Source organism: Mycobacterium sp. SMC-18 (assembly GCF_045310895.1).
Lineage (GTDB): Bacteria > Actinomycetota > Actinomycetes > Mycobacteriales > Mycobacteriaceae > Mycobacterium.
Genome location: NZ_JBJIAL010000051.1, coordinates 1 through 22335 on the forward strand (window position 1 = coordinate 1; position 22335 = coordinate 22335).

Consider the following 22335-nt stretch of genomic DNA (forward strand, 5'->3'; position numbering starts at 1 on the left):
GATGATCATCCTCGGGAAGGTGCGCCCACTTTCAGGCCGCCTCCTCGGGCCTCATCCACAGGTATTGATCATTGCTCACCTGCCGGGGACCACTTACGCTGACAGTCATGCCCAAGTCTGGTCGCGGCAAGCGGCCCAAGCGCCACCTTAGGTCTGTTCCGCCGCCACCTTCGGTCAGGCCTGAGGATCAGCCGCTGTTTCAGACGCTGCGCGACGCATTGCGCTCCGACCAGCCACTGGCACTGCTCGAACTCGTCAGCGGGCTGATCAATGCCACGGATACGCGCTCGCGAAACCCCTGGGCTCGCAACGACGACGGCCCCCGTCTCGACGACCTGGTCGAGTCGCTCATCGGCACCTCGTTCGCGCAGACCACGGCCGCGTTGACTGTCATCCGCGAGTTGGTCCCCGATCAGGTGATGGCGGAGCGCATCGGCAGGGAATTGTCGACCCGGCACCAACCGTTGCCGGATTGGCTTGGCGCATTGCAGAATACGCGCGCCGACCCAGAGGTATGGCTCCTCACGCATGTTCTTGGCGACGGTGACGACTACTTCTTCGGCGCGACGCTACCTGACGGCCGGCGATTGACTGCGCTGGTGTATGTCGACCACAACATGGGCTCGGTGGTCAAGGACGCGTTCGTCATTCCAGAACCGCTCGCAGTCGTGGTGGAGCGAATCAAGGACGTGAGGCAATCCGGGCAGTCACTGATGCAGTTCGACCCGGCCGATGCGCGAGCGATAGTCGAGACAGCGATCGACCACGGGTCTCGACTGTTCCCGCCATTGGAATCGGAGTCCTGGCCCGTCTGCCGGCCGCTGGTCGAGTGGCTCGTGCGGCTGCAGCCTGCCGGTGGCGTGGTGCCGGAGAGGAAGGAATGGACCGACGAGGAGCGAACGGCCATCGCCGCTGACTTCTTCGCCTCGCCGTTTGGCATCACACTCGACACCGTCGATGCCCGTGACCTCCTGGATTCCGTCCTGTGGTTCGCGACGGATTGGGGACCGGGCGATCCATACCGCTGGAGCCCCGTCAATGTCGAAATCCTCCTCGTGGACTGGTTTCCGCGAAAGATCGTGGCGGACACGCAGTTTCTCGCAGGGTTGCCAAACCTACTGCGGGCATTCATCGCCTACTGCCATGACCACGAAGGCATCAGCGCCACCCTCACGGCCGAGACCTTGACGTCGGTCGACAGATGGGAAGGCGAGTTTCAGCGGTTGATCCGTACTGATCGTCCGCAGGGTGCGGCGGCGCTGGCCGCTCAGCTACTGGGCGAGGGCTATGGCGGATTCGACGATGACGACGACAGCATGGCCAAGTACATATTGGAGCGCCTGGTCGCGGTGGTCGGCGGTCGTCTTCAGTTGCAGAATCTGACCGACGAGCCGTTGAATGATGAGCCGTTCGACTGGGCGGGGATCGCCGACGACATCCGACCCGCGGTCGAGAAGGTGATGGCCCTGTGCGATCGCTGCGCCGACGAACTTTTTGACGTCGAACACCGGACCGCGATGCGCCGGTTCCTTGGTCGTGCCGCGGTTGCTGATCCAGCGATCTTCCGGCGCAAGGCATCCCCGGAACGCGGAGCCGCGGCAGTTGCCTGGGTGATCTGCCGAGCCAACCACTCCGTCGGCCGTTACGGCGTGCCTCAGGTGGCCGAACTGCTCGAATGGTTCGGACTCAAAGGCAGCGTTTCGCAACGCGCCGAGCCGCTGTTGCGCGCGAACGGGGTCGACCCGCATGCCCAATACGGCGAGGTCGCGCTCGGCGCCGCAGACTTGCTGACTGCCGCGCGTCGCAGGTCGATCATCCAGGTGCGCGATCGCTAGCTGGGACTCGACGAGCGATATAACCGGCGATACCGGGTTCCGGATGCGTGTGCGGTGAGAGAGCCTGCGACAGGAGTGACGGCTGTGACCACCAACAGCCGCGCCGCTGTTGACCGTGCGTCAGCGCTGACAACCTGCGAGTGGCGAGCAGCACAGGCGCACGCTCAACTGCTCGTTTTGACAGGAACAGCGCTGTCCCGCAACGGGTCTGCGGCCACCGGGACCAACGGCACCGCCAGCACCGGGAACAGCGCGCACACCGCGAACGCGGCCGGGAACCCGAAGGCCCCGATCAGGGCGCCGAACACCGGCGGCACGATGCCTGCCGTCAGCAATTGCGTCGTGTTCTGCACACCCAGCGCCCGGCCACTCCAGAACGGCCCGGCGATTTCGGCAATCGCGGTGAAGGACAACCCGTTATCGGTCACGGTAACCACTGACGCCACCACCATCAGGAAAACCGCCACCGGCCAGTGCAGGTAGTCGCACAGCGCCAGCAGGCCCATGGTGGCACCCGCCAGCACGGCTATCACCCGCACCGGATGCAGCCGTGAACCCGTCAGATCCGACCACCGACCGGCGCCGATTCGCCCTGCGGCACCGCACAATTGGGCCACTGTCACCATCGTGCCCGCCGCGCCGGCAGACCAGCCGTGCGCTGTCATCAGCCACACCAGCGAGAAGGTCCAGACCAGGCACTGCGGCGCGACCAGCAGCACCGACACGGCATGGATGCGCGCCAGTACCGACGACCCGCGGTAGGGATTGGCCAGATCGGTTGCGGGGGCCGACGCTCGGGGCGGCCGGGGCGGATCGATGACGCCGACGGCGGTCACCACGGCGGCGACCAGACAGGCGATCGCGGGGAACAGCAGCGCGGCCGACACCCCCGACGACTCGGCCAGTCGCGGAATCACCAAGGCGCCCAGCCCAACTCCCAACGGTTGTGCCGTCTGGCGAATGCCCATGACGAGCCCGCGCTGCTCCGGCGGGAACCAGCCGACCACCAGCCGACCGCTCGCGGAATTGGAACTCGCGGCCGCCATGCCGCCCAACAACAGGAAGGCTCCGACCGCCACCAACGAGTCGGCCCACGCCGCCGCGAACGCCGCCGCCGAGGTCAGCAGCGACCCGACGGTCAGCACGAACCGTTCGCCGACCCGGTCGACCACCCAGCCCCACGCGATCAGCGTCAGGACCATGCCGAAGCTCGGCATGGCGGAGACCAGACCGGCACGCGACAGGTCGAGGCCGCGCTCGCCGTGCAGCGTCGGGATCAGAAAGGCGGCGCCGTTGATGAAGACGTTGGCGCACATCGTCGAGCCGAGCGCCATCACCAGCATCGACCAGCGGCGGACGGCTGAGACGTTGGTGACCATGGCTTCATGGTGCCACCAGGCTTCTCAAAATATGAATCCATTTCTCAATATATGAGAACAACTAGGGTCGGCAACATGGCTCAGCGCGCGTACCTCTCACGTTTGACGGCGGCCTTCGTGGCCGGCCTGATGCTGGTGGCGGCACCGATACCCACGGCATCGGCAGCTGCGCCGAACTGGTCGGGCCTGGACGCCCGGGCATTCGCGGACCGGGTGCCGCCGCCGGGCGGGCTCATCCGGACCGTCCCGCTGAACCCCGAGCTGTCGGTCGCCGGTGCGGCCCGCGCCTACCGAATCCTGTATTCGACCACCGACCAACACAATTCACCCGCGGTCAGTACCGGCGTGGTGTTCGTGCCGCCCGGCGAGGCCCCGCCGGGCGGCTGGCCCGTCATCGCCTGGGCGCACGGCACCGTCGGCCTGGGCGACGACTGCACGCCCTCGGCGCAGCCACGCAGCGCACGCGACAACGAATATCTGAGCCACTGGCTGAATGAGGGTTACGTCGTCGTCGGATCCGACTACACGGGTCTGGGCACCCCGGGTCTGATGAGCTACCTCAACAGCGTCGCCACCGCGCACGCCATCATCGATTCGGTGATCGCCGCGCATCACATGAACCTGCCGCTGTCGCCGAAGTGGGCTCTGGTCGGTCAGTCCCAGGGCGGCGCGGCGGCCGTCGCGAGCGCACGGTGGGCCACCGAATTCAGCAAGGGGAGCGGCCTCGACTACCGCGGCGTCGTGGCGACCGGCACCCCGGCGAACATCGACGACGTCATCATCACGGCAGGCCCCGACATGGTGCTGCCGCCCGGGTTGGGTCCCATCGCGTCGGCCTACACGGCCTACATCCTCGCCGGCTTCCGGGAGCTCCGCCCGGACGTCAACAGCGTGCTCACGCCGGCCGGCCTGACCGCTGCGAACCAGGCCGAGACCCTGTGCACCGCACCACTGAGCGCGGCGGTGGCCGGCCTCACGCCGCCACAGTTCTTCTCCGCCCCACTGGCATCGCTACCGGGCATGCGCGGCGCGCTGGCCGACTTCATGGGCACGCCCATCGCGGGCTACGACCGGCCGATCTTCCTCGGCGTCGGCCTCAAGGACCGTGACGTACCGCCGTCGTCGACCCTGAAGTTCGCCGATCAGCTCAAGGCCAACGGCCAGGACGTGGCGCTCTACGTCTACCCCGAAGACGACCACTCCAGCACCGTGCTGACCTCGATGGCCGACTCCACCCCGTTCCTTCAAGCCCAGTTCGCGGGCTGACCAGCGGGCCTCACTAGGCTGGGCGGATGCGCCTAGGTCGAATTGCCAGTCCAGACGGCGTCGCTTTTGTGGTGATCGAGGGCGACCCGAACTCCGATGCGGTCTGCAAAGAAATCGCTGAGCAGTACCTGTCCCGCAACCCCACCTTCACCGGACGCTCCTGGCCGCTGGCCGACGTCCGGCTGTTGGCGCCGATCCTGGCCAGCAAGGTGATCTGCATGGGCAAGAACTACGCGGCGCACGCCCGTGAGATGGGTAGCGAGCCGCCCGAGGATCCGGTGATCTTCCTCAAGCCCAACACCGCGATCATCGGGCCGAACATCCCGATCCAGTTGCCCGCAGACGCCAACCCGGTGCACCACGAGGGCGAGCTGGCGGTGGTCATCGAACGTCCGGGCAAGGACATCCCGGCCGCCAAGGCCAAGGACTACATCCTCGGCTACACGATCGCCAACGACGTCTCGGCACGTGATCAGCAGAAGAAGGACGGCCAGTGGATGCGGGCCAAGGGGCACGACACGTTCTGCCCGGTCGGCCCGTGGATCGAGACCGCCGTGGACCCGGCCGATCTGGACATCCGCACCGAGGTGAACGGCGAGAAGCGTCAGGACAGCAACACCGCGCTGCTGCTCCACGACGTCGGCGCCATCATCGAATGGGTCTCTGCCGTCATGACGCTGCTGCCCGGCGACATCATCCTCACCGGAACCCCCGAGGGCGTCGGCCCCATCGAGGACGGCGACACCGTCAGCATCACCGTCGATGGCATCGGCACCCTCTCCAATCCTGTTGTGCGTAAAGGGAAATAACGTGACCACACCTGTCAGGGTTCGCTTCTGCCCGTCGCCGACCGGCACGCCGCACGTCGGCCTGGTCCGCACCGCGCTCTTCAACTGGGCGTACGCGCGCCACACCGGCGGCGACTTCGTCTTCCGCATCGAGGACACCGATGCCGCGCGCGACAGCGAGGAGAGCTACAACGCGATCCTCGACGCCCTGCGCTGGCTCGGGCTGAACTGGGACGAGGGCCCCGAGGTCGGCGGACCCTACGAGCCGTACCGGCAGTCGCAGCGCGGCGACCTCTACCGCGACGTGATCGCGAAACTGCTTGCCGCGGGCGAGGTTTACGAGGCCTACTCGACGCCGGAAGAGGTCGAGGCTCGGCACCTCGCGGCGGGCCGTAACCCCAAGCTGGGCTACGACAACTACGACCGCGACCTCACCCCGGAGCAGAAGGCCACGTTCGAGGCCGAAGGCCGAAAGCCCGTGCTGCGCCTCAAGATGCCCGACGAGGACATCACCTGGGTTGACCTGGTGCGCGGCGAGACGACCTTCGCCGCCGGCGTGGTGCCGGACTTCGCGATCACCCGCGCCAGTGGTGATCCGCTGTACACCTTGGTCAATCCGGTCGACGACGCGCTGATGAAGATCACCCACGTGCTGCGCGGCGAGGATCTGCTGCCGTCGACGCCGCGGCAGATCGCGCTGTACCAGGCGCTGATCCGGATCGGTGTCGCCGACGCGGTCCCGCAATTCGCCCACCTGCCAAGCGTTCTCGGTGACGGCAACAAGAAGCTTTCCAAGCGCGACCCGCAGTCCAACCTGTTCCTGCACCGCGACCGCGGATTCATCCCCGAGGGCCTGCTGAACTACCTGGCGCTGTTGGGCTGGGGCATCGCCGACGACAACGACATCTTCAGCCTCGACGAGATGGTGGCCGCCTTCGACGTGGCCAACGTCAACTCGAACCCGGCGCGGTTCGACCAGAAGAAGGCCGACGCCATCAACGCCGAGCACATCCGCCGGCTGGCTCCGGAGGACTTCGCGAAACGACTGGACGCGTTCCTGAAGCAGCATGGCCACGACACCACATTGGACGCCAAGGGTTTCGCCGCGGCGGCCGAGTTGATCCAGACCCGCATCGTCGTCCTCGGCGACGCGTGGGACCTGGTGAAGTTCTTCAACGACGACGCCTACGTGATCGACGAGAAGTCGGCGGCGAAGGAACTCAAGCCCGAGGCTGCCGAGGTCCTGGACGCCACGCTGAGCGCCTTGGCGGGCGTCGGTGAGTGGAACACCGCCCACATCGAGGCCGCGCTCAAAGCGTCGCTGCTCGACGGCCTGGAACTCAAGCCGCGCAAGGCGTTCGGTCCCATCCGGGTGGCGGTGACCGGCGCGACCGTCAGCCCGCCGCTGTTCGAATCGATGGAACTGCTCGGACGTGACCGCAGTCTGGCGCGGTTGCAAGCGGCCCGAAACGGGCTGTGAGCGGGCGATTTAAAGACAAGGCCAACTGTTTGGTAGTCTGCTCGTCGGCCCGGAAAGCAGAAAGCGGCGAACATCCGCTGAGGTTTTCGGTCCGAAGATGCCCCTGACCTGCGGTTATGGGCATCAAGTGGGGTATGGTGTAATTGGCAACACAGCTGATTCTGGTTCAGCCATTCTAGGTTCGAGTCCTGGTACCCCAGCTGCCGGAGCGATTAGGTCAGCCAGCACAACTGAGCTAAGCTATCGCCTCGGAAGTTCTAGCCCCCGTCGTCTAGCGGCCTAGGACGCCGCCCTCTCACGGCGGTAGCGTGGGTTCGAATCCCATCGGGGGTACGTACGAACGCCGGACCTGACAACAGGTCCGGCGTTTTGTCTTTCTCGCGGGCGTTACCTGCCGCCGGCCAGGAATCCGAGATCCCGCCGTCCGCGGCCGACCGACGGCTCCGGATCCGCGCCGAGCGTGCCGTGGAGCAGTTCGTGATAAACGTCACGGAAGTCGACGGTGGTCTTCAGATCGCCGTCGGTGAGATCGGTCAGGCTCGGCTCGTCGCCGTAGAACCCGCCCTTGACCGGAGTGCCCGCGATGAACACCGGACCGGACGTGCCGTGGTCGGTGCCCTGTGATGCGTTGGCCGCGACCCGCCGCCCGAATTCGGAGTACATCAGCACCACCACGTTGCGGCCGTACGGCGTGCCCTGGAGCTTGTGGAAGAACGGCGTCAGGGCGTCGTCGAGGGTCTTGAGCAACGCCTGCTGGGGGGCGCGCTCGTCGGCATGCGTGTCGAAGCCCAGCAGCTGCGTCATGTACACCTGCGTGGGCACCCCGGCGCGGATGCAGCGGGCCACCAGTTCCAGGTCACTGGCCAACTGGTTGTCGGCCTGACCGATGGTCTGCAGCCGGCCGTTGATCACGGGTGCGAAGCGGCTGTTGGTGGAGTGGTTGGACCGGTACGACTCGCACACCTGGCTCATGGCGGTGGTGTCGTTCGGATCGTCGGCGCTGAGCGCGGCCAAGGTGCGTGCGACATCGGGCGGGATGGCCGGCACGAAGTCGGAAAGCGATGCTGCGACGTGCTTTTGGCCGACCGCCAGGGGCGGCAGCACCGTGCCGATGTTGACGGCCCGGATCGGGTCGTCGCCGGTGCTGTCCAGCCAGCGGCCGATCCAGCCGCTGGTGACCGCGTCGACGGGATTGGCGGTCTGCCAGATGTCCATGGAGCGGAAGTGGCTGCGGTCGGGCTTCGGGTAGCCGACACCGCGCACGATCGCGAGCTTGTCGGACTGCCACAGCTTCGACATCCCGGTGAGCGCGGGATTGAGCCCGAAGGCCGGGTCGAGGTGCAGCACTTCCTCGGGTTTGTAGGCGAGCTCGGGGCGGGCGTCGTGATAGGCGTTGTCCGCGTACGGGATAACGGTATTGAGGCCGTCGTTTCCGCCGTAGAGCGTGACGATCACCAGGATGCCCTGGTTGGTCTGCAGCGGACGGTCCTGACCTTCGCGCAGCAGGTCCGGCAGCGTCACCGCGGCGACGCCACCGAGCAGACCGGCGGCGCCGGCCCCGGCGCTGGCGATCAAGAACTTGCGGCGATTGAACTCGGGCATGGGGATCTCTTCAGGACGTCACGTACTCGGGGGTGATGACGGCCGCTGCCACCAGCCGGTGTGGATCGGAGACCAACGGTTTGAGCGCGGCTGCCGAGCGATCCGACCAGGCGCCGATGCCGAACAGATAGCCCACACCGTCGATCCGCTCGCTCGACGCCATGTTCTCGACGGCGCTGATGTCGCTGAGCGCCAGCAGCCGGTTCGCGGCCCAGACCCGCGCTGCCGCACTGTTGGTCGACAACCAGAGTTGGCCGCGGGGCCACCCGCCGACATCCGGTGGATAGAAGGGACGCTGACCCATCACCCGGAGCACCTGGTCGAGGTCGGCGAGGACGTGCTCGTCGTCGAGGGGAACCGCGAGCGACCGGACGATGCCCATCAGCCATTCCACCGGAGTGCTGACGACGGTGCCGGCGGCCTTGGTGAATTCGGGATCGAGGACGACGGCCTTGGTGAGCGCCTTGAGGTCCCGGTTGGGTCCGTAGGCGGCGACCAGGCGGCTCACGGTGTCGGGGGCGGCCGGCTGGTCCGAAGCCAACAGGCGCCACAGGGTTCCGGCGACGAACGTGGCGGATGCGGGCTGCCGTAACACGATGTTGCAGAAGTCGGTGTCGGTGAGGTTGCCGGTGACCCCGAGCACGGTCTTGACGGACTCGTCGTGATGCTCGGCGTAGATGACGGTGCTGCCGTCGGGCTTCAGGTGCCGCCCGGTGAGGGTCTTGGCGCCCTCTTTGACGTCGATCTCGGTGTAGCCGTTGGCATGTCCCATGGTGAAGAGCTCCATGAACTCGCGGGACAGGTTCTCGTTGGGCGCCGCGGCGGTGTTCACGTCACCGTCGAGCCAGTGCAGCATCGCACCGTCGGTGAGCATGGCCCACGCGAGGCTGCCGAAGTCACCGAGCTTGAGGGTGCGCAGCTTCTCGTTCTGCTCGCCCATCAACTGGGCCGCGTTGACCTTCTCTGCCGAGGTGGCAAAGTGGTTGTGCCACAACAGCGTCAGCTTCTCGTGGATGGGCTGCTGCACCGCGGCCATGCGGCGCAACCACCAGCCCGACAGTTCCTGCATGCGCGCCACGAGTTCCTGGCCGAATGCGGCGATCTCGGTGGCCGAGGCACCCGACGGCGGGTACTGCGGGATGGTGGATTTCGGCATCGGGGTCGCGATGGCACCCGGGTCGGCGTTCGGATCGAGGCTCAGCGCCCAATCGAGATACCCCGACCAGTCCTGCTTGACGACAGCGTCCACCTGGGCTCCGGTGGTTCCGAAGCCCGTGCGGCGCAGCATCCGTGCGGTTGCCAGCCACTGTGGTGGCTGCGACACGATGAAACCTACTTTCCTACGGCGGTACTCCCCGCCGGCGCTGCCGGGGCCTCTTAGGAACTTAGGTGATCAGCGCCGCCGTCGTCACCGGATGTGGCGGATTCAAAGGTTTGCTGATTGGTGTCACAGACGTCGGGTGAGCGCTTCGGCCGCGGCCAGCAGATCGCTCGCCCAGCGCACGCCGGGGCGGCGGCCCATCCGGTCGATCGGCCCCGACACCGACACCGCCGCGATCACCGCACCGCGGTTGTCCCGCACCGGTGCCGAGACGCTGGCCACGCCGGGCTCGCGCTCGGCCGCGCTCTGTGCCCAACCGCGCCGGCGGACCTCCGCCAGTACCCGGTCGGTGAACTTCGCCGTCGGCAGCACCGCCTGCTGCGTCGCGGGATCGCTGTACGCCAGCAGGACTTTGGCGCCGGAGCCGGCGGTCATGGGCAGCCGGCTGCCGACCGGCACGGTGTCGCGCAGGCCCGACGGTGGCTCGAGGGCCATGACGCACACCCGGGCCATGCCTTCCCGGCGATAGAGCTGCACGCTCTCGCCGGTGATCTCGCGTAGTCGGGGGAGCACCGCGCCCGCAGCGCTCAGCAGCGGATCGTTGACCTGCCCGGCCAGTTCGGTCAGTGCCGGGCCGAGCCGCCACCGTCCTTCGTTGTCGCGGGCCAGAAGTCGATGGACCTCCAGGCCCGCGGCCAGTCGGTGGGCGGTCGCCCGGGGCAGCCCGGTGCGGGTGCACAGTTCGGCCAGTCCACACGGTGACTCGGCCACTGAATGCAGCACACCCACCGCTTTGTCGAGGACGCCGATGCCGCTATCCTGTCTCACAGGGAGATACTAACGTCTCGCATTGTGGGATGGTAGGTCAGCCCTCCCGGGTATCGCGGAAGGAACTGCACAGTCATGACGAACAAGCCACGCACCATGGCGGAGAAGGTCTGGGCGGACCATGTGGTGGTCGAGGGTGCCGGTGAAGGTGCCGCCCGCGAACCCGATCTCATCTATATAGATCTTCATCTGGTGCACGAGGTCACCAGCCCGCAGGCATTCGACGGCCTGCGCCTGGCCGGTCGTCCCGTCCATCGCCCCGACCTCACCATCGCGACCGAGGACCACAACGTCCCCACGATCGACATCGACAAGCCGATCGCGGATCCCGTGTCCCGCACTCAGGTTGAGACGCTGCGGCGCAACTGTGCGGAATTCGGCATCCGCCTGCACCCGATGGGTGACGCGCAGCAGGGCATCGTGCACATCATCGGACCGCAGCTGGGTCTGACCCAGCCCGGTATGACGGTGGTGTGTGGTGACAGCCACACCTCGACGCACGGTGCCTTCGGCGCGATCGCGATGGGCATCGGCACGTCCGAGGTCGAGCATGTGCTGGCGACCCAGACGTTGCCGCTCAAGCCGTTCAAGACCATGGCGGTCAATGTCGACGGCGAACTGCCGCCGGGTGTCAGTGCCAAGGACATCATTCTCGCGGTGATCGCCAAGATCGGTACGGGCGGCGGTCAGGGTCACGTCATCGAATACCGCGGCAGTGCCATCGAATCGCTGTCGATGGAAGGCCGCATGACGATCTGCAACATGAGCATCGAAGCGGGCGCCCGCGCCGGCATGGTGGCGCCCGACGAGACGACGTTCGAGTTCCTCAAGGGCCGTCCGCATGCGCCGCAGGGGGCGGATTGGGACGCGGCCGTGGCGGCCTGGACGGCGTTACGTACTGACGAGGGTGCCGAATTCGACACCGAGGTGCACGTCGACGCGGCCACCCTGAGCCCGTTCGTCACCTGGGGTACCAACCCCGGGCAGGGCGTGCCGCTGTCCGCGAATGTCCCTGACCCAGAACAGATGTTCGATGAAGGCGACCGGCTGGCCGCCGAAAAGGCGTTGGCCTACATGGACCTTCGGGCCAATACGCCCATGCGGGATATCGCGGTGGACACCGTGTTCGTCGGGTCCTGCACCAACGGCCGGATCGAGGATCTGCGAGTGGTGGCCGACGTGCTGCGTGGCCGCAAGGTCGCCGATGGCGTGCGGATGCTGGTGGTGCCCGGATCGATGGCGGTGCGCGCACAGGCCGAATCCGAGGGTCTGGGCGAGGTTTTCACCGCCGCCGGCGCCGAATGGCGGCAGGCCGGATGTTCGATGTGCCTGGGCATGAACCCCGATCAGCTGGCTCCGGGGGAGCGCAGCGCCTCGACATCCAACCGGAATTTCGAAGGCCGCCAAGGCAAGGGCGGCCGCACCCACCTGGTGTCTCCCGCTGTCGCCGCCGCCACCGCGGTGCGCGGAACCCTGTCCTCACCCGCTGATCTGAGCTAGGAGCGCACTGTAATGGAGGCTTTCCACACCCACACCGGAATCGGCGTTCCGCTGCGCCGGTCCAATGTCGACACCGACCAGATCATCCCCGCGGTGTACCTGAAGCGGGTCACCCGAACGGGTTTCGAGGACGGACTGTTCGCCGGCTGGCGGACCGATCCGTCGTTCATCCTCAACCTCCCGCCGTTCGACCGCGGCTCGGTTCTGGTCGCCGGACCCGATTTCGGCACCGGCTCGTCGCGCGAACACGCGGTGTGGGCATTGATGGATTACGGATTCCGGGTCGTCATCTCGTCGCGCTTCGCAGATATTTTTCGGGGAAATTCTGGCAAGGCCGGATTGCTCGCCGCGGAGGTCGCACAGGACGATGTCGAACTGCTCTGGAAGCTGATCGAGCAGAACCCGGGGCTGGAAATCACTGTGAATCTTCAAGATCGGAATTTGACCGCGGGAACGGTCGTGCTGCCCTTCAAGATTGACGATTACACCGCATGGCGGCTGCTCGAAGGTCTTGACGATATAGGCCTTACGCTGCGGAAACGCGACGAGATCGAGGCCTTCGAGCAGCGTCGGCCGAGCTACAAACCGCGCACTCTGCCGGCCTGACCAAGGGGCTCCGCAGGCCCCGGCGGAGGGCCTGCGGAGCAATTTCGGCACTCGGGCGCAGCTCGAATCCCTGCCCCCGCAACCACGTTTCGAAACCTCTCAACCACCTCCCAAGTGGGCCAACCGGATTGCCGAATTTCGTCATAGCTATGCCCGAAACCGGGCGTGGCTCTTGGAAATCGGCGGGTACTGGGTTTACCGTGTGCATTAGTCGGTCCACCCAGGGCCACTGAATCGGAGGTTTTGGATGAACAAAGCAGAACTCATCGATGCCCTGACAGAGAAGTTGGGCACCGATCGTCGTCAGGCCACCGCGGCCGTCGAGCACATCGTGGACACCATCGTCCGCGCCGTGCACAAGGGTGAGAGCGTCACCATCACCGGCTTCGGCGTCTTCGAGCAGCGTCGCCGCGCCGCCCGCGTCGCGCGCAACCCGCGCACCGGTGAGACCGTCAAGGTGAAGCCGACGTCGGTTCCGGCTTTCCGCCCGGGCGCTCAGTTCAAGGCCGTTGTCGCTGGCCTGCAGCGTCTTTCGGCTGACGGCCCCGCCGTGAAGCGCGGCGCCACCGCAGCTCCGGCCAAGCGTGGCGCTGCCAAGAAGGCCGCCCCGGCCAAGAAGGCCGCTCCCGCCAAGAAGGCCGCTCCCGCCAAGAAGGCCGCCGCCACCAAGGCTCCGGCCAAGAAGGCCGCTCCGGCCAAGAAGGCCGCTCCGGCGAAGAAGGCTGCGGCTCCGGCCAAGAAGGCCGCTCCCGCCAAGAAGGCCGCTCCGGCGAAGAAGGCTGCGGCTCCGGCCAAGAAGGCCGCTCCCGCCAAGAAGGCCGCACCGGCGAAGAAGGCTGCGGCTCCGGCCAAGAAGGCCGCTCCCGCCAAGAAGGCCGAACCGGCCAAGAAGGCTGCTCCCGCCAAGAAGGGCCGCCGCTAAGCCCTATCCGATAGGTCCGACTCGGACACGCCGTGGATCAACCGATCCACGGCGTGTCTGTGTGTGGAGTGTCAGCGCTTCGTCGGCAGTGGGCTGCCGATGTGATCCGCGGCGACGAGCGCGTCACCGTGCAGTGACATCACCCACATGCTGCCCTTGCGATTACGCGATTTGTCGGGCCGGATGCCGCTGCGCTCGCACCACCACGAAATCAGGTCCGGGATCACCTTGCCCTGCGTGCAGATGACGGGGACCGTTTCGTCGTCGGCTTTTGCGGCGATCTTCAGCACCCGCTTGCGGGCCGCGTCGGCGTCGGCCGCGAAAGCCTCTTCGGTCAGCGTCGGTTCATCTCGTACCCGGACACCGAGCTCCTGCGCCAGCGGTTCCACGGTCTGGTGGCACCGGGTCCGCGACGCCGCATGGACCTCGCTGGCCCCGAAGGCGAGCAGTTGGCCGACAAGCGATTCCGCCTGTGCCCGGCCTTTCTTGTCGAGCGGCCGCAGCCGGTCGTCGCCCTTGTACCGAGCCTTGCGGCCCGCGGTTGCGTGCCGGACGATCAGCACGGTGCGGGTATCGGCGGGCCGACGGGTGAAGCGCCGCAGAACTTGTCGGTCATGCGGATATTGCAGCCGGAGCATGGCCTCGGCCACCGGCAGCCAGTCGAGCTTGTCGACCTCGGCATTGGGGCTGAACCCGCCGCCGGTCGTGCGGGCCGCCCAGTAGCGAACCTTCTTGGTGCCGTACTCCAGCGGATAGCTGACGGAGGCCAGCCGGCGGCCCAGCACCGACTCGTACCCGGTCTCTTCCAGGATTTCCCGTACGGCGGTAACCGGTTCGGTTTCACCGGGATCCACCTTGCCCTTGGGCAGAGACCAGTCGTCGTAGCGCGGTCGGTGGACGACGGCGATCAGTGGCGCGCCGGATTCGCCGGGGCGCCACAACACCGCCCCCGCTGCCAGCACCGGCGTCGCGCGGGTGTCATGCGCCGTCTTGTTCGGCACCTGTGCTCCTGGATGTGGTTGTCGGGATCAGGTTTTCGCGGTGCGTTGCTGCCGGGCGAAAACTACGGCGTGCGATGCCGCTCCATGATCGACACCTGGTGATCCCGGACCTTCTCGCCTTCGCGCGGCAGCGCGGTCCAGTGTCCGTCCGGACCCAGCTCCCAGCAACGGGTGGCCGGATCCATCGCGGAATCGAACACCCCGCTCAGCTCCTCGGTCAGTCTCGGGTCCTTCACCTGCGCCATCACCTCGACGCGTCGGTCGAGATTACGATGCATCATGTCGGCGCTGCCGATCCAGAATTCATTGATGGCGTTGAAGTGAATAACGCGTGAATGTTCAAGGAAGCGGCCGAGAATCGAGCGCACGACGATGTTCTCGGAGAATCCCTCGGCGCCCGGACGCAGCGCGCAGATACCCCGGACCACGACCTCGACCCGCACCCCGGCCTGCGACGCCCGATACAGCGCATCGATGACCTGTTCGTCGACCAGGGCGTTCATCTTCATCCGGATCCGGCCGTCGCCGCCGGCCCGCTTGGCCTCGATCTCGCGCTCGATGCGCTCGATGATGCCGCGCCGCACGCTGTGCGGAGCGACCAGCAGGTTGCGGTACGACACCTTGCGTGAGTAGCCGGTCAGCGAGTTGAACAGGTCGGTGAGGTCGGCGCCGATCTCCGGCGAGGCCGTCAGCAGGCCGACGTCTTCGTACAGGCGTGCGGTTTTCGGGTTGTAGTTGCCCGTGCCCACATGGCAATAGCGGCGGATGGTCGAACCTTCGCGACGCACCACCAACGCCGTCTTGCAATGGGTCTTGAGCCCGATGAGCCCGTACACCACGTGCACGCCCGCCTGCTCCAGCGCGCGGGCCCACTTGATGTTGGCCTGCTCGTCGAACCGGGCCTTGATCTCCACCAGCGCCACCACCTGCTTGCCGGCCTCGGCGGCGTCGATCAGGGCGTTGACGATGGGGGAGTCACCCGAGGTGCGGTACAGCGTCTGCTTGATGGCCAACACATTCGGGTCGGCGGCGGCCTGCTCGATGAAACGCTGCACCGTGGTGGAGAACGAGTCGTACGGGTGGTGCACCAGGACGTCGCCGTCGCGGAGCGTCGAGAAGATACTCTTCGGTGTCTCCCGCTCGCCGAACGCCGGGGGCGTGGCCGGCACGAACGGCCGGTCCTTCAGGTCGGGCCGGTCGACGCCGTAGATCTGCCACAGTGACGAAAGGTCCAGCAGTCCAGGAACTTCGATCACGTCGCCGGGGTGCACGTCGAGCTCGCGCAGCAGCAGGTCGAGCATGTTCTCGGTCATGTCGGTGGCGACTTCGAGCCGAACCGGTGAGCCGAACCGCCTGCGCGCCAGCTCGCGTTCCAGCGCCTGCAGCAGATCCTCGTCGCGATCTTCTTCGACTTCGAAGTCGGCGTTGCGGGTGATCCGGAACGCGTGGTGCTCGACGATGTCCAGCCCGGGGAACAGCACCGGCAGGAACGCCGCGATGAGTTCTTCCATCGGCAGGAACCGCACGCGCGACTTCACGCCGTCGCCCGTCGTGCCCGGCTCGGGCAGCTCCACGAACCGATCGACGTTGTCCGGCACCTTGATTCGGGCGAAGTGCTGGGTGCCGTCGTCGGGATTGCGCACGGTGATGGCGAGGTTGATGCTCAGGCCGCTCACGAAGGGGAAGGGGTGCGCGGGGTCGACGGCCAGCGGCGTCAGCACCGGGAACACCTGATCGTGGAAATACGTGGAGAGCTTGGACTGCTCGTGCTCGTCCAGCTCGCTCCAGTTGACGATCGTGATGCCCTGCTCGGCCAGTGCCGGGCGCACCACCTCTCCGAACACCGTGGCGTGTCGGGTCGAGATCTGCTGGGTGCGTTCACCGATCCGGCGCAGTTGCTCGCGCGGCGACAGCCCGTCCGCCGACCGGACCGAGAGCCCGGTCTCGTCACGGCGCTTCAGCCCGGCCACCCGGACCATGTAGAACTCATCGAGATTCGAGGCGAAGATCGCCAGGAACTTGGCCTGCTCCAACAACGGCAGCGACCGGTCGGCGGCGAGCGCCAACACCCGGGCGTTGAAGTCCAGCCAGCTCAGCTCGCGGTTGAGGTACCGGTCATCGGGTAGCGCGCCGTCCGTCGGATCCGCGGTGGCAGCGGGCAGTGTCTCCGGGTCCGAGTCGACGGGTGTGCGGTCGGTGTGTGCTGAACGGGTGTCGGCTTCGGTCACCCCGACGATCATTCCCTATCTGCTGGGTGCAGGCCACATGGTTGGTGAACGCCGGTGGTCAGCCGACGATCCGCGTCGTGGCCGGGCCGACACCGAGCCGGCGCGCCGTCTCGAGGTCGTCCGGGGTGTCGATGTCACAGCGCAGGCCCGGCCAGTCACCCGGCAGTTCCACCGCGCCCGAATCGGCATGGCGCCGTGCGGAATCGGCGCCGAACTCGGGAACGAGTGGGGCACCGAAGGCGAACAGTGCCGCGGTGCCGGTCCGGTGCCGGTCGGCGATGAAACTGCGGGCATGCCGACTGGCGCCGGCGATCGCGTCGGCCAATTCCGCGGTGCGCAGCGCGGGCAGGTCACCTTGCAACACCGCGACGTTCGTCACCCGGTCCCGCAGCACGCGCTCGGTGGCGGCGAGTGCGTGATTCAACGGATCGGGGTGGCCGGCCGGCGTGGGGTCCAGCAGCACGCCGGCACCGAGTTCGCGCACCGCGGCGGCGGCGTCCGGGTCGGGCGTGACGACGGTCACCGAGCCGACGGCCGGCACGGCCAGGGCCGCGGTGATGGTGTCGAGCAGCATCGCGAGCACCACCTGCTCGCGCAGATCGCCGGCGAAAACCGGGGCCAGTCGGGTCTTGGCCGCGGCCAGCCGTTTCACCGCGATGATCAACCCGACACCGGCGCCATCGCCGGCCGTCTGCACCCTCGGGTCGCCGCTCATGACCGCCATACTGCCAAAGGGCCGGCGGGGCTACTGTTGACGCGTGGTGGAGGCAGCGGTGATGGGTGCCGGCGCGTGGGGGACGGCACTGGCTAAAGTCCTGGCGGACGCGGGCAACAATGTGACGTTGTGGGCGCGCAGCGCGGAGGTGGCGCGCGAGATCAACGAGACCCACCGGAACTCGAAGTATCTCGGTGACCGGACGCTGCCGGCGTCCATCAAGGCGACGGCGGATCCCGCCGAGGCGCTGACGGGCGCCTGCACCGTGCTGCTTGCGGTGCCGTCCCAGACGCTGCGCACCAATCTGACCGCCTGGACCGGATACCTCGGTGACGACACCACGCTCGTCAGCGTGGCCAAGGGCATCGAGCTCGACAACCTGTTGCGCATGAGCCAGGTAATCGTCCAGGTCACGGGTGCCGACCCGAGCCGGGTCGCCGTCCTCAGCGGACCCAACCTGGCCAGCGAAGTGGTCGACGAGCAGCCGGCCGCCACGCTGATCGCGTGCACCGATTCGGGACGTGCGGTCGCGTTGCAGCGCGCCTTCGCCACCGGCTACTTCCGGCCGTACACCAGCGCCGACGTGATCGGCGCCGAAGTGGGCGGGGCCTGCAAGAACGTCATCGCGCTGGCCTGCGGGATGGCGGCGGGCGCCGGGTTCGGCGAGAACACGGCCGCCGCGATCATCACCCGCGGGCTGGCCGAGATCATGCGATTGGGAATCGCGCTCGGCGCCAAGGGCGTAACGCTGGCCGGACTGGCCGGCGTCGGTGATCTGGTCGCCACCTGCACCTCGCCGCAGTCCCGCAACCGCAGCTTCGGCGAGCGCCTGGCGCGCGGCGGCACCATGGAGTCGGCGACGGCCGCGGCCAGCGGCAAGGTCGCCGAGGGCGTCACGTCCTGCCAGTCGGTGCTGGCGCTGGCCGAGAGTTACGACGTCGAGATGCCGCTGACCGACGCGGTGAACCGGGTGTGCCACAAGGGTTTGTCGGTGGACCAGGCGTTCGCGTTGTTGCTCGGCCGCAGCACCAAGCCGGAGTAGGGCCGTGGACGGCCAGCTCGGCGACTCCACCCGTACCGTCAAAGCGACTGCGTCGCAACGGGTTCCAGGGCTGCCGGTGGCGCCGCCCCCGGTTCCGGTGGCGGCGTATCACCTGTCCGACGATGAATCGGACGGTCTGGACTTCTACGGCCGCAACTCCAATCCGGCCTGGCGTCAACTGGAATCGGCCCTGGCCGAGCTGGAGGGCGCCACCTCGGCGCTGACGTTCTCCTCGGGGATGGCCGCGATATCGTCCGCGCTGCGGGTGCTGGCAATCCCCGGCACCACGCTCGTGGTCCCCGCCGACGGCTACTACCAGGTGCGCCGATACGCGGCCGAGCATCTCGCGGCCCGTGGCGTCACGGTGATCGAGGCGACCGCCGCGCAGATGTACGACGCCGCCGCGGGCGCCGACGTCGTGCTCGCCGAATCTCCCGTCAACCCGACGCTGGATGTCGTCGACCTGCACCGGTTGTCCACGATCTGCCGCTCCCGCGGCGCGACCCTCATGGTGGACAACACCGCCGCGACCCCGCTGGGGCAGCGGCCGCTGTCGCTCGGCGCGGACCTGGTGGTGGCCAGCGCGACGAAGGGGCTGTCCGGGCACAGCGACCTGCTGGCCGGCTACGTCGCCGGGTGCCACCGCGAACTCATGGCCGCCATCGAACGGGACCGCCTGTTGGCCGGCGCGATCCTCGGCCACTTCGAGGCCTGGCTGGCGCTGCGCAGCCTCGGCACCGCCGGTCTGCGGTTCGAGCGGCAGTGCGGCAACGCGCTCGCGCTGGCGATGACGCTCGACGCCCACCCCGCCGTGCGGACCGTGCGTTATCCGGGCCTACCGACCGACCCGGCGCACCCCGTCGCCCGCGATCAGATGCGACGTTTCGGCGGCCTGGTCGCGATCGAGCTGGCCGACGCCGCTGCCGTCCGGGAGCTGGTGAACCGCAGTCAGCTGCTGGTCGCCGCGACCAGTTTCGGCGGTATCCACACCTCGGTCGACAGGCGCGCACGCTGGGGCGATGCGGTAGAGCCGGGCTTTGCGCGGATATCGCTCGGGATCGAGGACACCGATGACCTACTGGCCGACATCACGGGTGCGCTGGGGTAGCCAGGTAGCCTCTCCAGATTGTGACTGCCCCTCAATCCTCAGCAGCCGCCGGCCGTACCCGGGTCGCCGTCGTTTACGGCGGACGCAGCTCAGAGCACGCCATCTCCTGTGTTTCGGCCGGGAGCATCCTGCGCAACCTGGACCCGGCCCGCTACGAGGTCGTCGCCGTCGGCATCACCCCGGAGGGTTCCTGGGTGCTGGGCGACGGTCGTCCGGAGACCCTCGCCATCACCGACGGCCAGCTGCCGGGTGTCACCGAGGCGTCCGGAACCGCGCTGACGCTGGCCGCCGACCCGAACCGCCGCGGTGAACTGCTGTCGCTGCAGGACGGCGTCGCACAGGTGCTGACGGCGGTCGACGTCGTCTTCCCGGTGCTGCACGGCCCGTACGGCGAGGACGGCACCATCCAGGGCCTGCTGGAACTGGCCGGTGTGCCGTATGTCGGTGCGGGTGTGCTGGCCAGCGCGGCCGGGATGGACAAGGAATTCACCAAGAAGCTGCTGGCCGCCGACGGTCTGCCGATCGGCGACCAGGTGGTGCTGCGGCCGCGCGACGTGACGTTGAGCCTCGACGACCGGGAACGTCTGGGTCTGCCGGTGTTCGTGAAGCCGGCTCGCGGCGGATCGTCCATCGGCGTCAGTCGGGTCGCGTCGTGGGACGAGCTGGATCAGGCCATCGCTTATGCGCGCCAACATGATCCGAAGGTGATCGTCGAAGCCGCGATGCCGGGCCGCGAAGTGGAATGCGGGGTTCTGGAGTACCCGGACGGCCGTGTCGCGGCCAGTGAGCTGGGTGAGATTCGCGTGGGTGGCGGGTTCTACGACTTCGCCACCAAGTACCTCGAGGACGCCGCCGAACTTGACGTGCCCGCCAAGGTCGACGACGAAACCGCCGACGAGATCAGGCAGTTGGCCATCCGGGCGTTCAAAGCGCTGGACTGCCAGGGCCTGGCCCGCGTCGACTTCTTCCTCACCGAGAACGGGCCGGTGATCAACGAGATCAACACCATGCCCGGCTTCACCACCATCTCGATGTACCCGCAGATGTGGGCGGCCAGTGGTGTCGACTACGCCACGCTGCTCAGTGTCATGGTGGACACCGCGGTCGGGCGGGGGACCGGTCTGCGCTAGCGGGCCGGTGCCGGGTCCAGCGGCCGGGGCGGCATCACCTTTTCGATGAGCTCGGAGATGGTCTGGATCGGTGTCGGACCGGAGCCCTGCGGCAGCGTCAGCGCGACGTAGGTGGCCTGCGCCCCGTGGTCGACGGCGTACCACGTGCTGGCCGAGGGGCCGCTGGCTTCGAACCACGACACCGCATTCACCATCTGCAGCGGTGCGCCGACCACGAAATCGTCGGGCCGCTCGACACCGCAGCGCAGCACCACCGTGTCGATACCGGTCGGGCCCAGCCACGCGGCGGCGCCGAGCGGGGCGGGGTCCGCGAGCGTCGCCCGCCGGAAATCGCCCATGGCGTCGGGCAGCGCCGCGAGGAGTGCCCGGCACTGGTCGCTGTCGGCCTGCGGTGCCGGCGCGCCGGCGAGCGGGAGCGCAACGGGCTTGTCCGCAGGCGCCTGCCGCAGTGCCGCATACGCGAGCAGACCGACGATAGCGGCGACCGCCACGACGACGGCCGCGATGATGGCGCCGCGGGGCGGGCCATCCAGGTCATCGGGTTCGGTCATGACGGCAACTCTAAGCGCCCGTCGCCCTGGGCGGCCGACGGCGGTCGTGCGCCCTAGACTCCACCACCATGAGCAGCGCGGAATCCGGGGAGACCCTGGCGGGGCTCGGCGAGTTCGCGGTGATTGGGCGGATAACCGCCCGCCGCACCCAGCCCGCCGAGGTCGTCGTCGGCCCGGGTGACGATGCCGCGCTACTGACGGCCGCCGACGGCCGGGTCGTGGTGTCGACCGACATGCTGGTCGAGGGCCGGCATTTCCGGCTGGACTGGTCGACACCGCATGACGTGGGCCGCAAGGCAATTGCGCAGAACGCCGCGGACATCGAGGCCATGGGCGGCCGGCCCTACGCGTTCGTCGTCGGCTTCGGGGCACCGGCCCACACCGAGGCCGCGGACGCGCAGCGGTTGTCTGACGGAATGTGGTCGGAGGCAACGAAATTCGGTGCCGGCATCGTGGGCGGCGATCTGGTGGCCGCACCGCAGTGGGTGGTCTCGGTGACGGTGCTGGGTGACCTTGGTGGCCGCCAGCCGGTGCTGCTGTCCGGTGCGCAATCAGGGGACACCGTCGCGGTGATCGGTGACCTGGGCTGGTCGGGTGCCGGATATGCCTTGTGGCGCAAAGGTATCCACGAGTTCGACGAGTTGCGCCGACGGCATCTGGTGCCGCACGTGCGGTACGGACAGGGGGCGGCCGCCGCGGTCGCGGGCGCGACCGCGTTGACGGACGTTTCCGACGGACTGGTCGCCGACCTCGGCCACATCGCATCGGCCTCAGGCGTGGCCGTCGACCTGTCCGTGGCAGCGCTCGAGGCCGACGTGGCGGCGCTGAGGCCGGCGGCCGCGATGGTCGGTGGCGACGCCCGCGACTGGGTGCTCGGCGGCGGTGAGGACCACGTGCTGGTCGGCACTTTCGGCGGCGCACTGCCCGCGGGGTGGCGGGCCATCGGAACCGTCCGGCCCGGCGAACCGCGCGTGACGGTCGACGGCGCGTCATGGCATGGAGCCGGCGGATGGGAATCATTCGGTCAGTAAGG

At 67.8% G+C, this 22335-nt stretch carries 19 protein-coding genes and 2 tRNA genes; 13 read left to right on the forward strand and 8 right to left on the reverse strand.

The window, feature by feature from the left end; genetic code table 11:
* The first annotated feature begins 71 nt into the window (after positions 1 to 71).
* A complete protein-coding gene (locus tag ACJH6J_RS26915) occupies positions 72 to 1835 on the forward strand; it encodes a hypothetical protein (protein ID WP_406804810.1) in 1764 nt (587 codons plus the stop codon).
* Positions 1836 to 1999: 164 nt separating this feature from the next.
* On the opposite strand, the gene ACJH6J_RS26920 is transcribed toward ACJH6J_RS26915, so the two are convergent.
* Positions 2000 to 3214: an MFS transporter gene (locus ACJH6J_RS26920; protein ID WP_406804811.1), complete on the reverse strand. Its 1215-nt coding sequence runs from the start codon at positions 3212 to 3214 to the stop codon at positions 2000 to 2002.
* A 129-nt stretch (positions 3215 to 3343) separates the two neighbouring features.
* Here ACJH6J_RS26920 and ACJH6J_RS26925 point away from each other — a divergent pair, with 129 nt between their 5' ends.
* The 5 genes from ACJH6J_RS26925 (at position 3344) to ACJH6J_RS26945 (ending at position 7081) form a co-directional block, all read left to right on the forward strand.
* On the forward strand, positions 3344 to 4480 hold the full coding sequence (locus tag ACJH6J_RS26925; protein WP_226522120.1) for a prolyl oligopeptidase family serine peptidase: 1137 nt from the start codon (positions 3344 to 3346) through the stop codon (positions 4478 to 4480).
* Positions 4481 to 4506: 26 nt separating this feature from the next.
* Complete coding sequence (locus tag ACJH6J_RS26930) at positions 4507 to 5289, forward strand: fumarylacetoacetate hydrolase family protein (protein WP_061001004.1); 783 nt, start codon at positions 4507 to 4509, stop codon at positions 5287 to 5289.
* Entirely contained in the window at positions 5243 to 6748 is a 1506-nt protein-coding gene (gene gltX, locus ACJH6J_RS26935) for a glutamate--tRNA ligase (RefSeq protein WP_061001003.1), read from the forward strand. The genes ACJH6J_RS26930 and gltX overlap by 47 nt, the downstream gene beginning before the upstream one ends.
* 128 nt (positions 6749 to 6876) lie before the next feature.
* Positions 6877 to 6948, forward strand: a tRNA-Gln gene (locus ACJH6J_RS26940).
* A gap of 60 nt (positions 6949 to 7008) precedes the next feature.
* Positions 7009 to 7081 (forward strand) — tRNA-Glu (locus ACJH6J_RS26945).
* A 54-nt stretch (positions 7082 to 7135) separates the two neighbouring features.
* On the opposite strand, the gene ACJH6J_RS26950 is transcribed toward ACJH6J_RS26945, so the two are convergent.
* From ACJH6J_RS26950 to ACJH6J_RS26960, 3 genes are all read right to left on the reverse strand, one after another.
* Positions 7136 to 8350, reverse strand: a complete 1215-nt coding sequence (locus ACJH6J_RS26950) for a DUF1501 domain-containing protein (protein ID WP_061001002.1) — start codon at positions 8348 to 8350, stop codon at positions 7136 to 7138.
* A 10-nt stretch (positions 8351 to 8360) separates the two neighbouring features.
* Positions 8361 to 9674 carry a DUF1800 domain-containing protein gene (locus ACJH6J_RS26955; protein WP_327168417.1) on the reverse strand — a complete coding sequence of 438 codons (1314 nt, stop codon included), beginning with the start codon at positions 9672 to 9674 and terminating at the stop codon, positions 8361 to 8363.
* A gap of 123 nt (positions 9675 to 9797) precedes the next feature.
* Positions 9798 to 10499 carry an IclR family transcriptional regulator gene (locus tag ACJH6J_RS26960; protein WP_029105769.1) on the reverse strand — a complete coding sequence of 234 codons (702 nt, stop codon included), beginning with the start codon at positions 10497 to 10499 and terminating at the stop codon, positions 9798 to 9800.
* A 75-nt stretch (positions 10500 to 10574) separates the two neighbouring features.
* On the opposite strand from ACJH6J_RS26960, the gene leuC reads away from it, so the two are divergent.
* The 3 genes from leuC to ACJH6J_RS26975 all read left to right on the forward strand — a co-directional run bounded on the left by leuC (position 10575) and on the right by ACJH6J_RS26975 (position 13527).
* Positions 10575 to 11999: a 3-isopropylmalate dehydratase large subunit gene (gene leuC / locus ACJH6J_RS26965; RefSeq protein WP_135357174.1), complete on the forward strand. Its 1425-nt coding sequence runs from the start codon at positions 10575 to 10577 to the stop codon at positions 11997 to 11999.
* 12 nt (positions 12000 to 12011) lie between these two features.
* Positions 12012 to 12605, forward strand: coding sequence for a 3-isopropylmalate dehydratase small subunit (gene leuD, locus ACJH6J_RS26970; protein ID WP_064860460.1), 594 nt, complete (start codon positions 12012 to 12014; stop codon positions 12603 to 12605).
* A 247-nt stretch (positions 12606 to 12852) separates the two neighbouring features.
* A complete protein-coding gene (locus tag ACJH6J_RS26975; protein ID WP_135357175.1) occupies positions 12853 to 13527 on the forward strand; it encodes an HU family DNA-binding protein in 675 nt (224 codons plus the stop codon).
* Between the two features lie 71 nt (positions 13528 to 13598).
* On the opposite strand, the gene ACJH6J_RS26980 is transcribed toward ACJH6J_RS26975, so the two are convergent.
* The 3 genes from ACJH6J_RS26980 to cofC all read right to left on the reverse strand — a co-directional run bounded on the left by ACJH6J_RS26980 (position 13599) and on the right by cofC (position 17471).
* Positions 13599 to 14528 (reverse strand): NUDIX hydrolase, encoded by a 930-nt coding sequence (locus tag ACJH6J_RS26980; RefSeq protein WP_135357176.1) that lies wholly within the window; start codon positions 14526 to 14528, stop codon positions 13599 to 13601.
* Between the two features lie 62 nt (positions 14529 to 14590).
* Positions 14591 to 16756 carry an RNA degradosome polyphosphate kinase gene (locus ACJH6J_RS26985; RefSeq protein ID WP_374704296.1) on the reverse strand — a complete coding sequence of 722 codons (2166 nt, stop codon included), beginning with the start codon at positions 16754 to 16756 and terminating at the stop codon, positions 14591 to 14593.
* A gap of 58 nt (positions 16757 to 16814) precedes the next feature.
* Positions 16815 to 17471, reverse strand: a complete 657-nt coding sequence (cofC, locus tag ACJH6J_RS26990) for a 2-phospho-L-lactate guanylyltransferase (protein WP_374704297.1) — start codon at positions 17469 to 17471, stop codon at positions 16815 to 16817.
* Positions 17472 to 17514: 43 nt separating this feature from the next.
* Here cofC and ACJH6J_RS26995 point away from each other — a divergent pair, with 43 nt between their 5' ends.
* From ACJH6J_RS26995 to ACJH6J_RS27005, 3 genes are read left to right on the forward strand one after another with little or no spacing between them, the layout of a single operon-like run.
* On the forward strand, positions 17515 to 18513 hold the full coding sequence (locus ACJH6J_RS26995) for an NAD(P)H-dependent glycerol-3-phosphate dehydrogenase (RefSeq protein ID WP_174814031.1): 999 nt from the start codon (positions 17515 to 17517) through the stop codon (positions 18511 to 18513).
* 4 nt (positions 18514 to 18517) lie between these two features.
* The gene (locus ACJH6J_RS27000) at positions 18518 to 19621 is read left to right on the forward strand and encodes a cystathionine gamma-lyase (protein WP_138248787.1); all 1104 of its coding nucleotides are present in this window, start codon (positions 18518 to 18520) and stop codon (positions 19619 to 19621) included.
* 20 nt (positions 19622 to 19641) lie between these two features.
* Positions 19642 to 20751 (forward strand): D-alanine--D-alanine ligase family protein, encoded by a 1110-nt coding sequence (locus ACJH6J_RS27005; protein WP_267325663.1) that lies wholly within the window; start codon positions 19642 to 19644, stop codon positions 20749 to 20751.
* Here ACJH6J_RS27005 and ACJH6J_RS27010 read toward each other — a convergent pair.
* Positions 20748 to 21302, reverse strand: coding sequence for a DUF3515 domain-containing protein (locus ACJH6J_RS27010; protein WP_060999584.1), 555 nt, complete (start codon positions 21300 to 21302; stop codon positions 20748 to 20750). The genes ACJH6J_RS27005 and ACJH6J_RS27010 overlap by 4 nt on opposite strands.
* A gap of 68 nt (positions 21303 to 21370) precedes the next feature.
* Between ACJH6J_RS27010 and ACJH6J_RS27015 the strand changes: the two genes are divergently transcribed.
* Positions 21371 to 22333 carry a thiamine-phosphate kinase gene (locus ACJH6J_RS27015; RefSeq protein ID WP_406804812.1) on the forward strand — a complete coding sequence of 321 codons (963 nt, stop codon included), beginning with the start codon at positions 21371 to 21373 and terminating at the stop codon, positions 22331 to 22333.
* The last annotated feature ends 2 nt before the right edge of the window (positions 22334 to 22335 follow it).

Coding starts and splice junctions, on each gene's coding strand:
- ACJH6J_RS26920 (WP_406804811.1), bottom strand. CDS start 3,214: ATGGTCACCAACGTCTCAGCCGTCCGCCGCTGGTCGATGCTGGTGATG.
- ACJH6J_RS26925 (WP_226522120.1), top strand. CDS start 3,344: ATGCTGGTGGCGGCACCGATACCCACGGCATCGGCAGCTGCGCCGAAC.
- ACJH6J_RS26930 (WP_061001004.1), top strand. CDS start 4,507: ATGCGCCTAGGTCGAATTGCCAGTCCAGACGGCGTCGCTTTTGTGGTG.
- gltX (WP_061001003.1), top strand. CDS start 5,243: ATGGCATCGGCACCCTCTCCAATCCTGTTGTGCGTAAAGGGAAATAAC.
- ACJH6J_RS26950 (WP_061001002.1), bottom strand. CDS start 8,350: ATGCCCGAGTTCAATCGCCGCAAGTTCTTGATCGCCAGCGCCGGGGCC.
- leuC (WP_135357174.1), top strand. CDS start 10,575: ATGACGAACAAGCCACGCACCATGGCGGAGAAGGTCTGGGCGGACCAT.
- leuD (WP_064860460.1), top strand. CDS start 12,012: ATGGAGGCTTTCCACACCCACACCGGAATCGGCGTTCCGCTGCGCCGG.
- ACJH6J_RS26975 (WP_135357175.1), top strand. CDS start 12,853: ATGAACAAAGCAGAACTCATCGATGCCCTGACAGAGAAGTTGGGCACC.
- cofC (WP_374704297.1), bottom strand. CDS start 17,471: ATGAGCGGCGACCCGAGGGTGCAGACGGCCGGCGATGGCGCCGGTGTC.
- ACJH6J_RS27010 (WP_060999584.1), bottom strand. CDS start 21,302: ATGACCGAACCCGATGACCTGGATGGCCCGCCCCGCGGCGCCATCATC.
- ACJH6J_RS27015 (WP_406804812.1), top strand. CDS start 21,371: ATGAGCAGCGCGGAATCCGGGGAGACCCTGGCGGGGCTCGGCGAGTTC.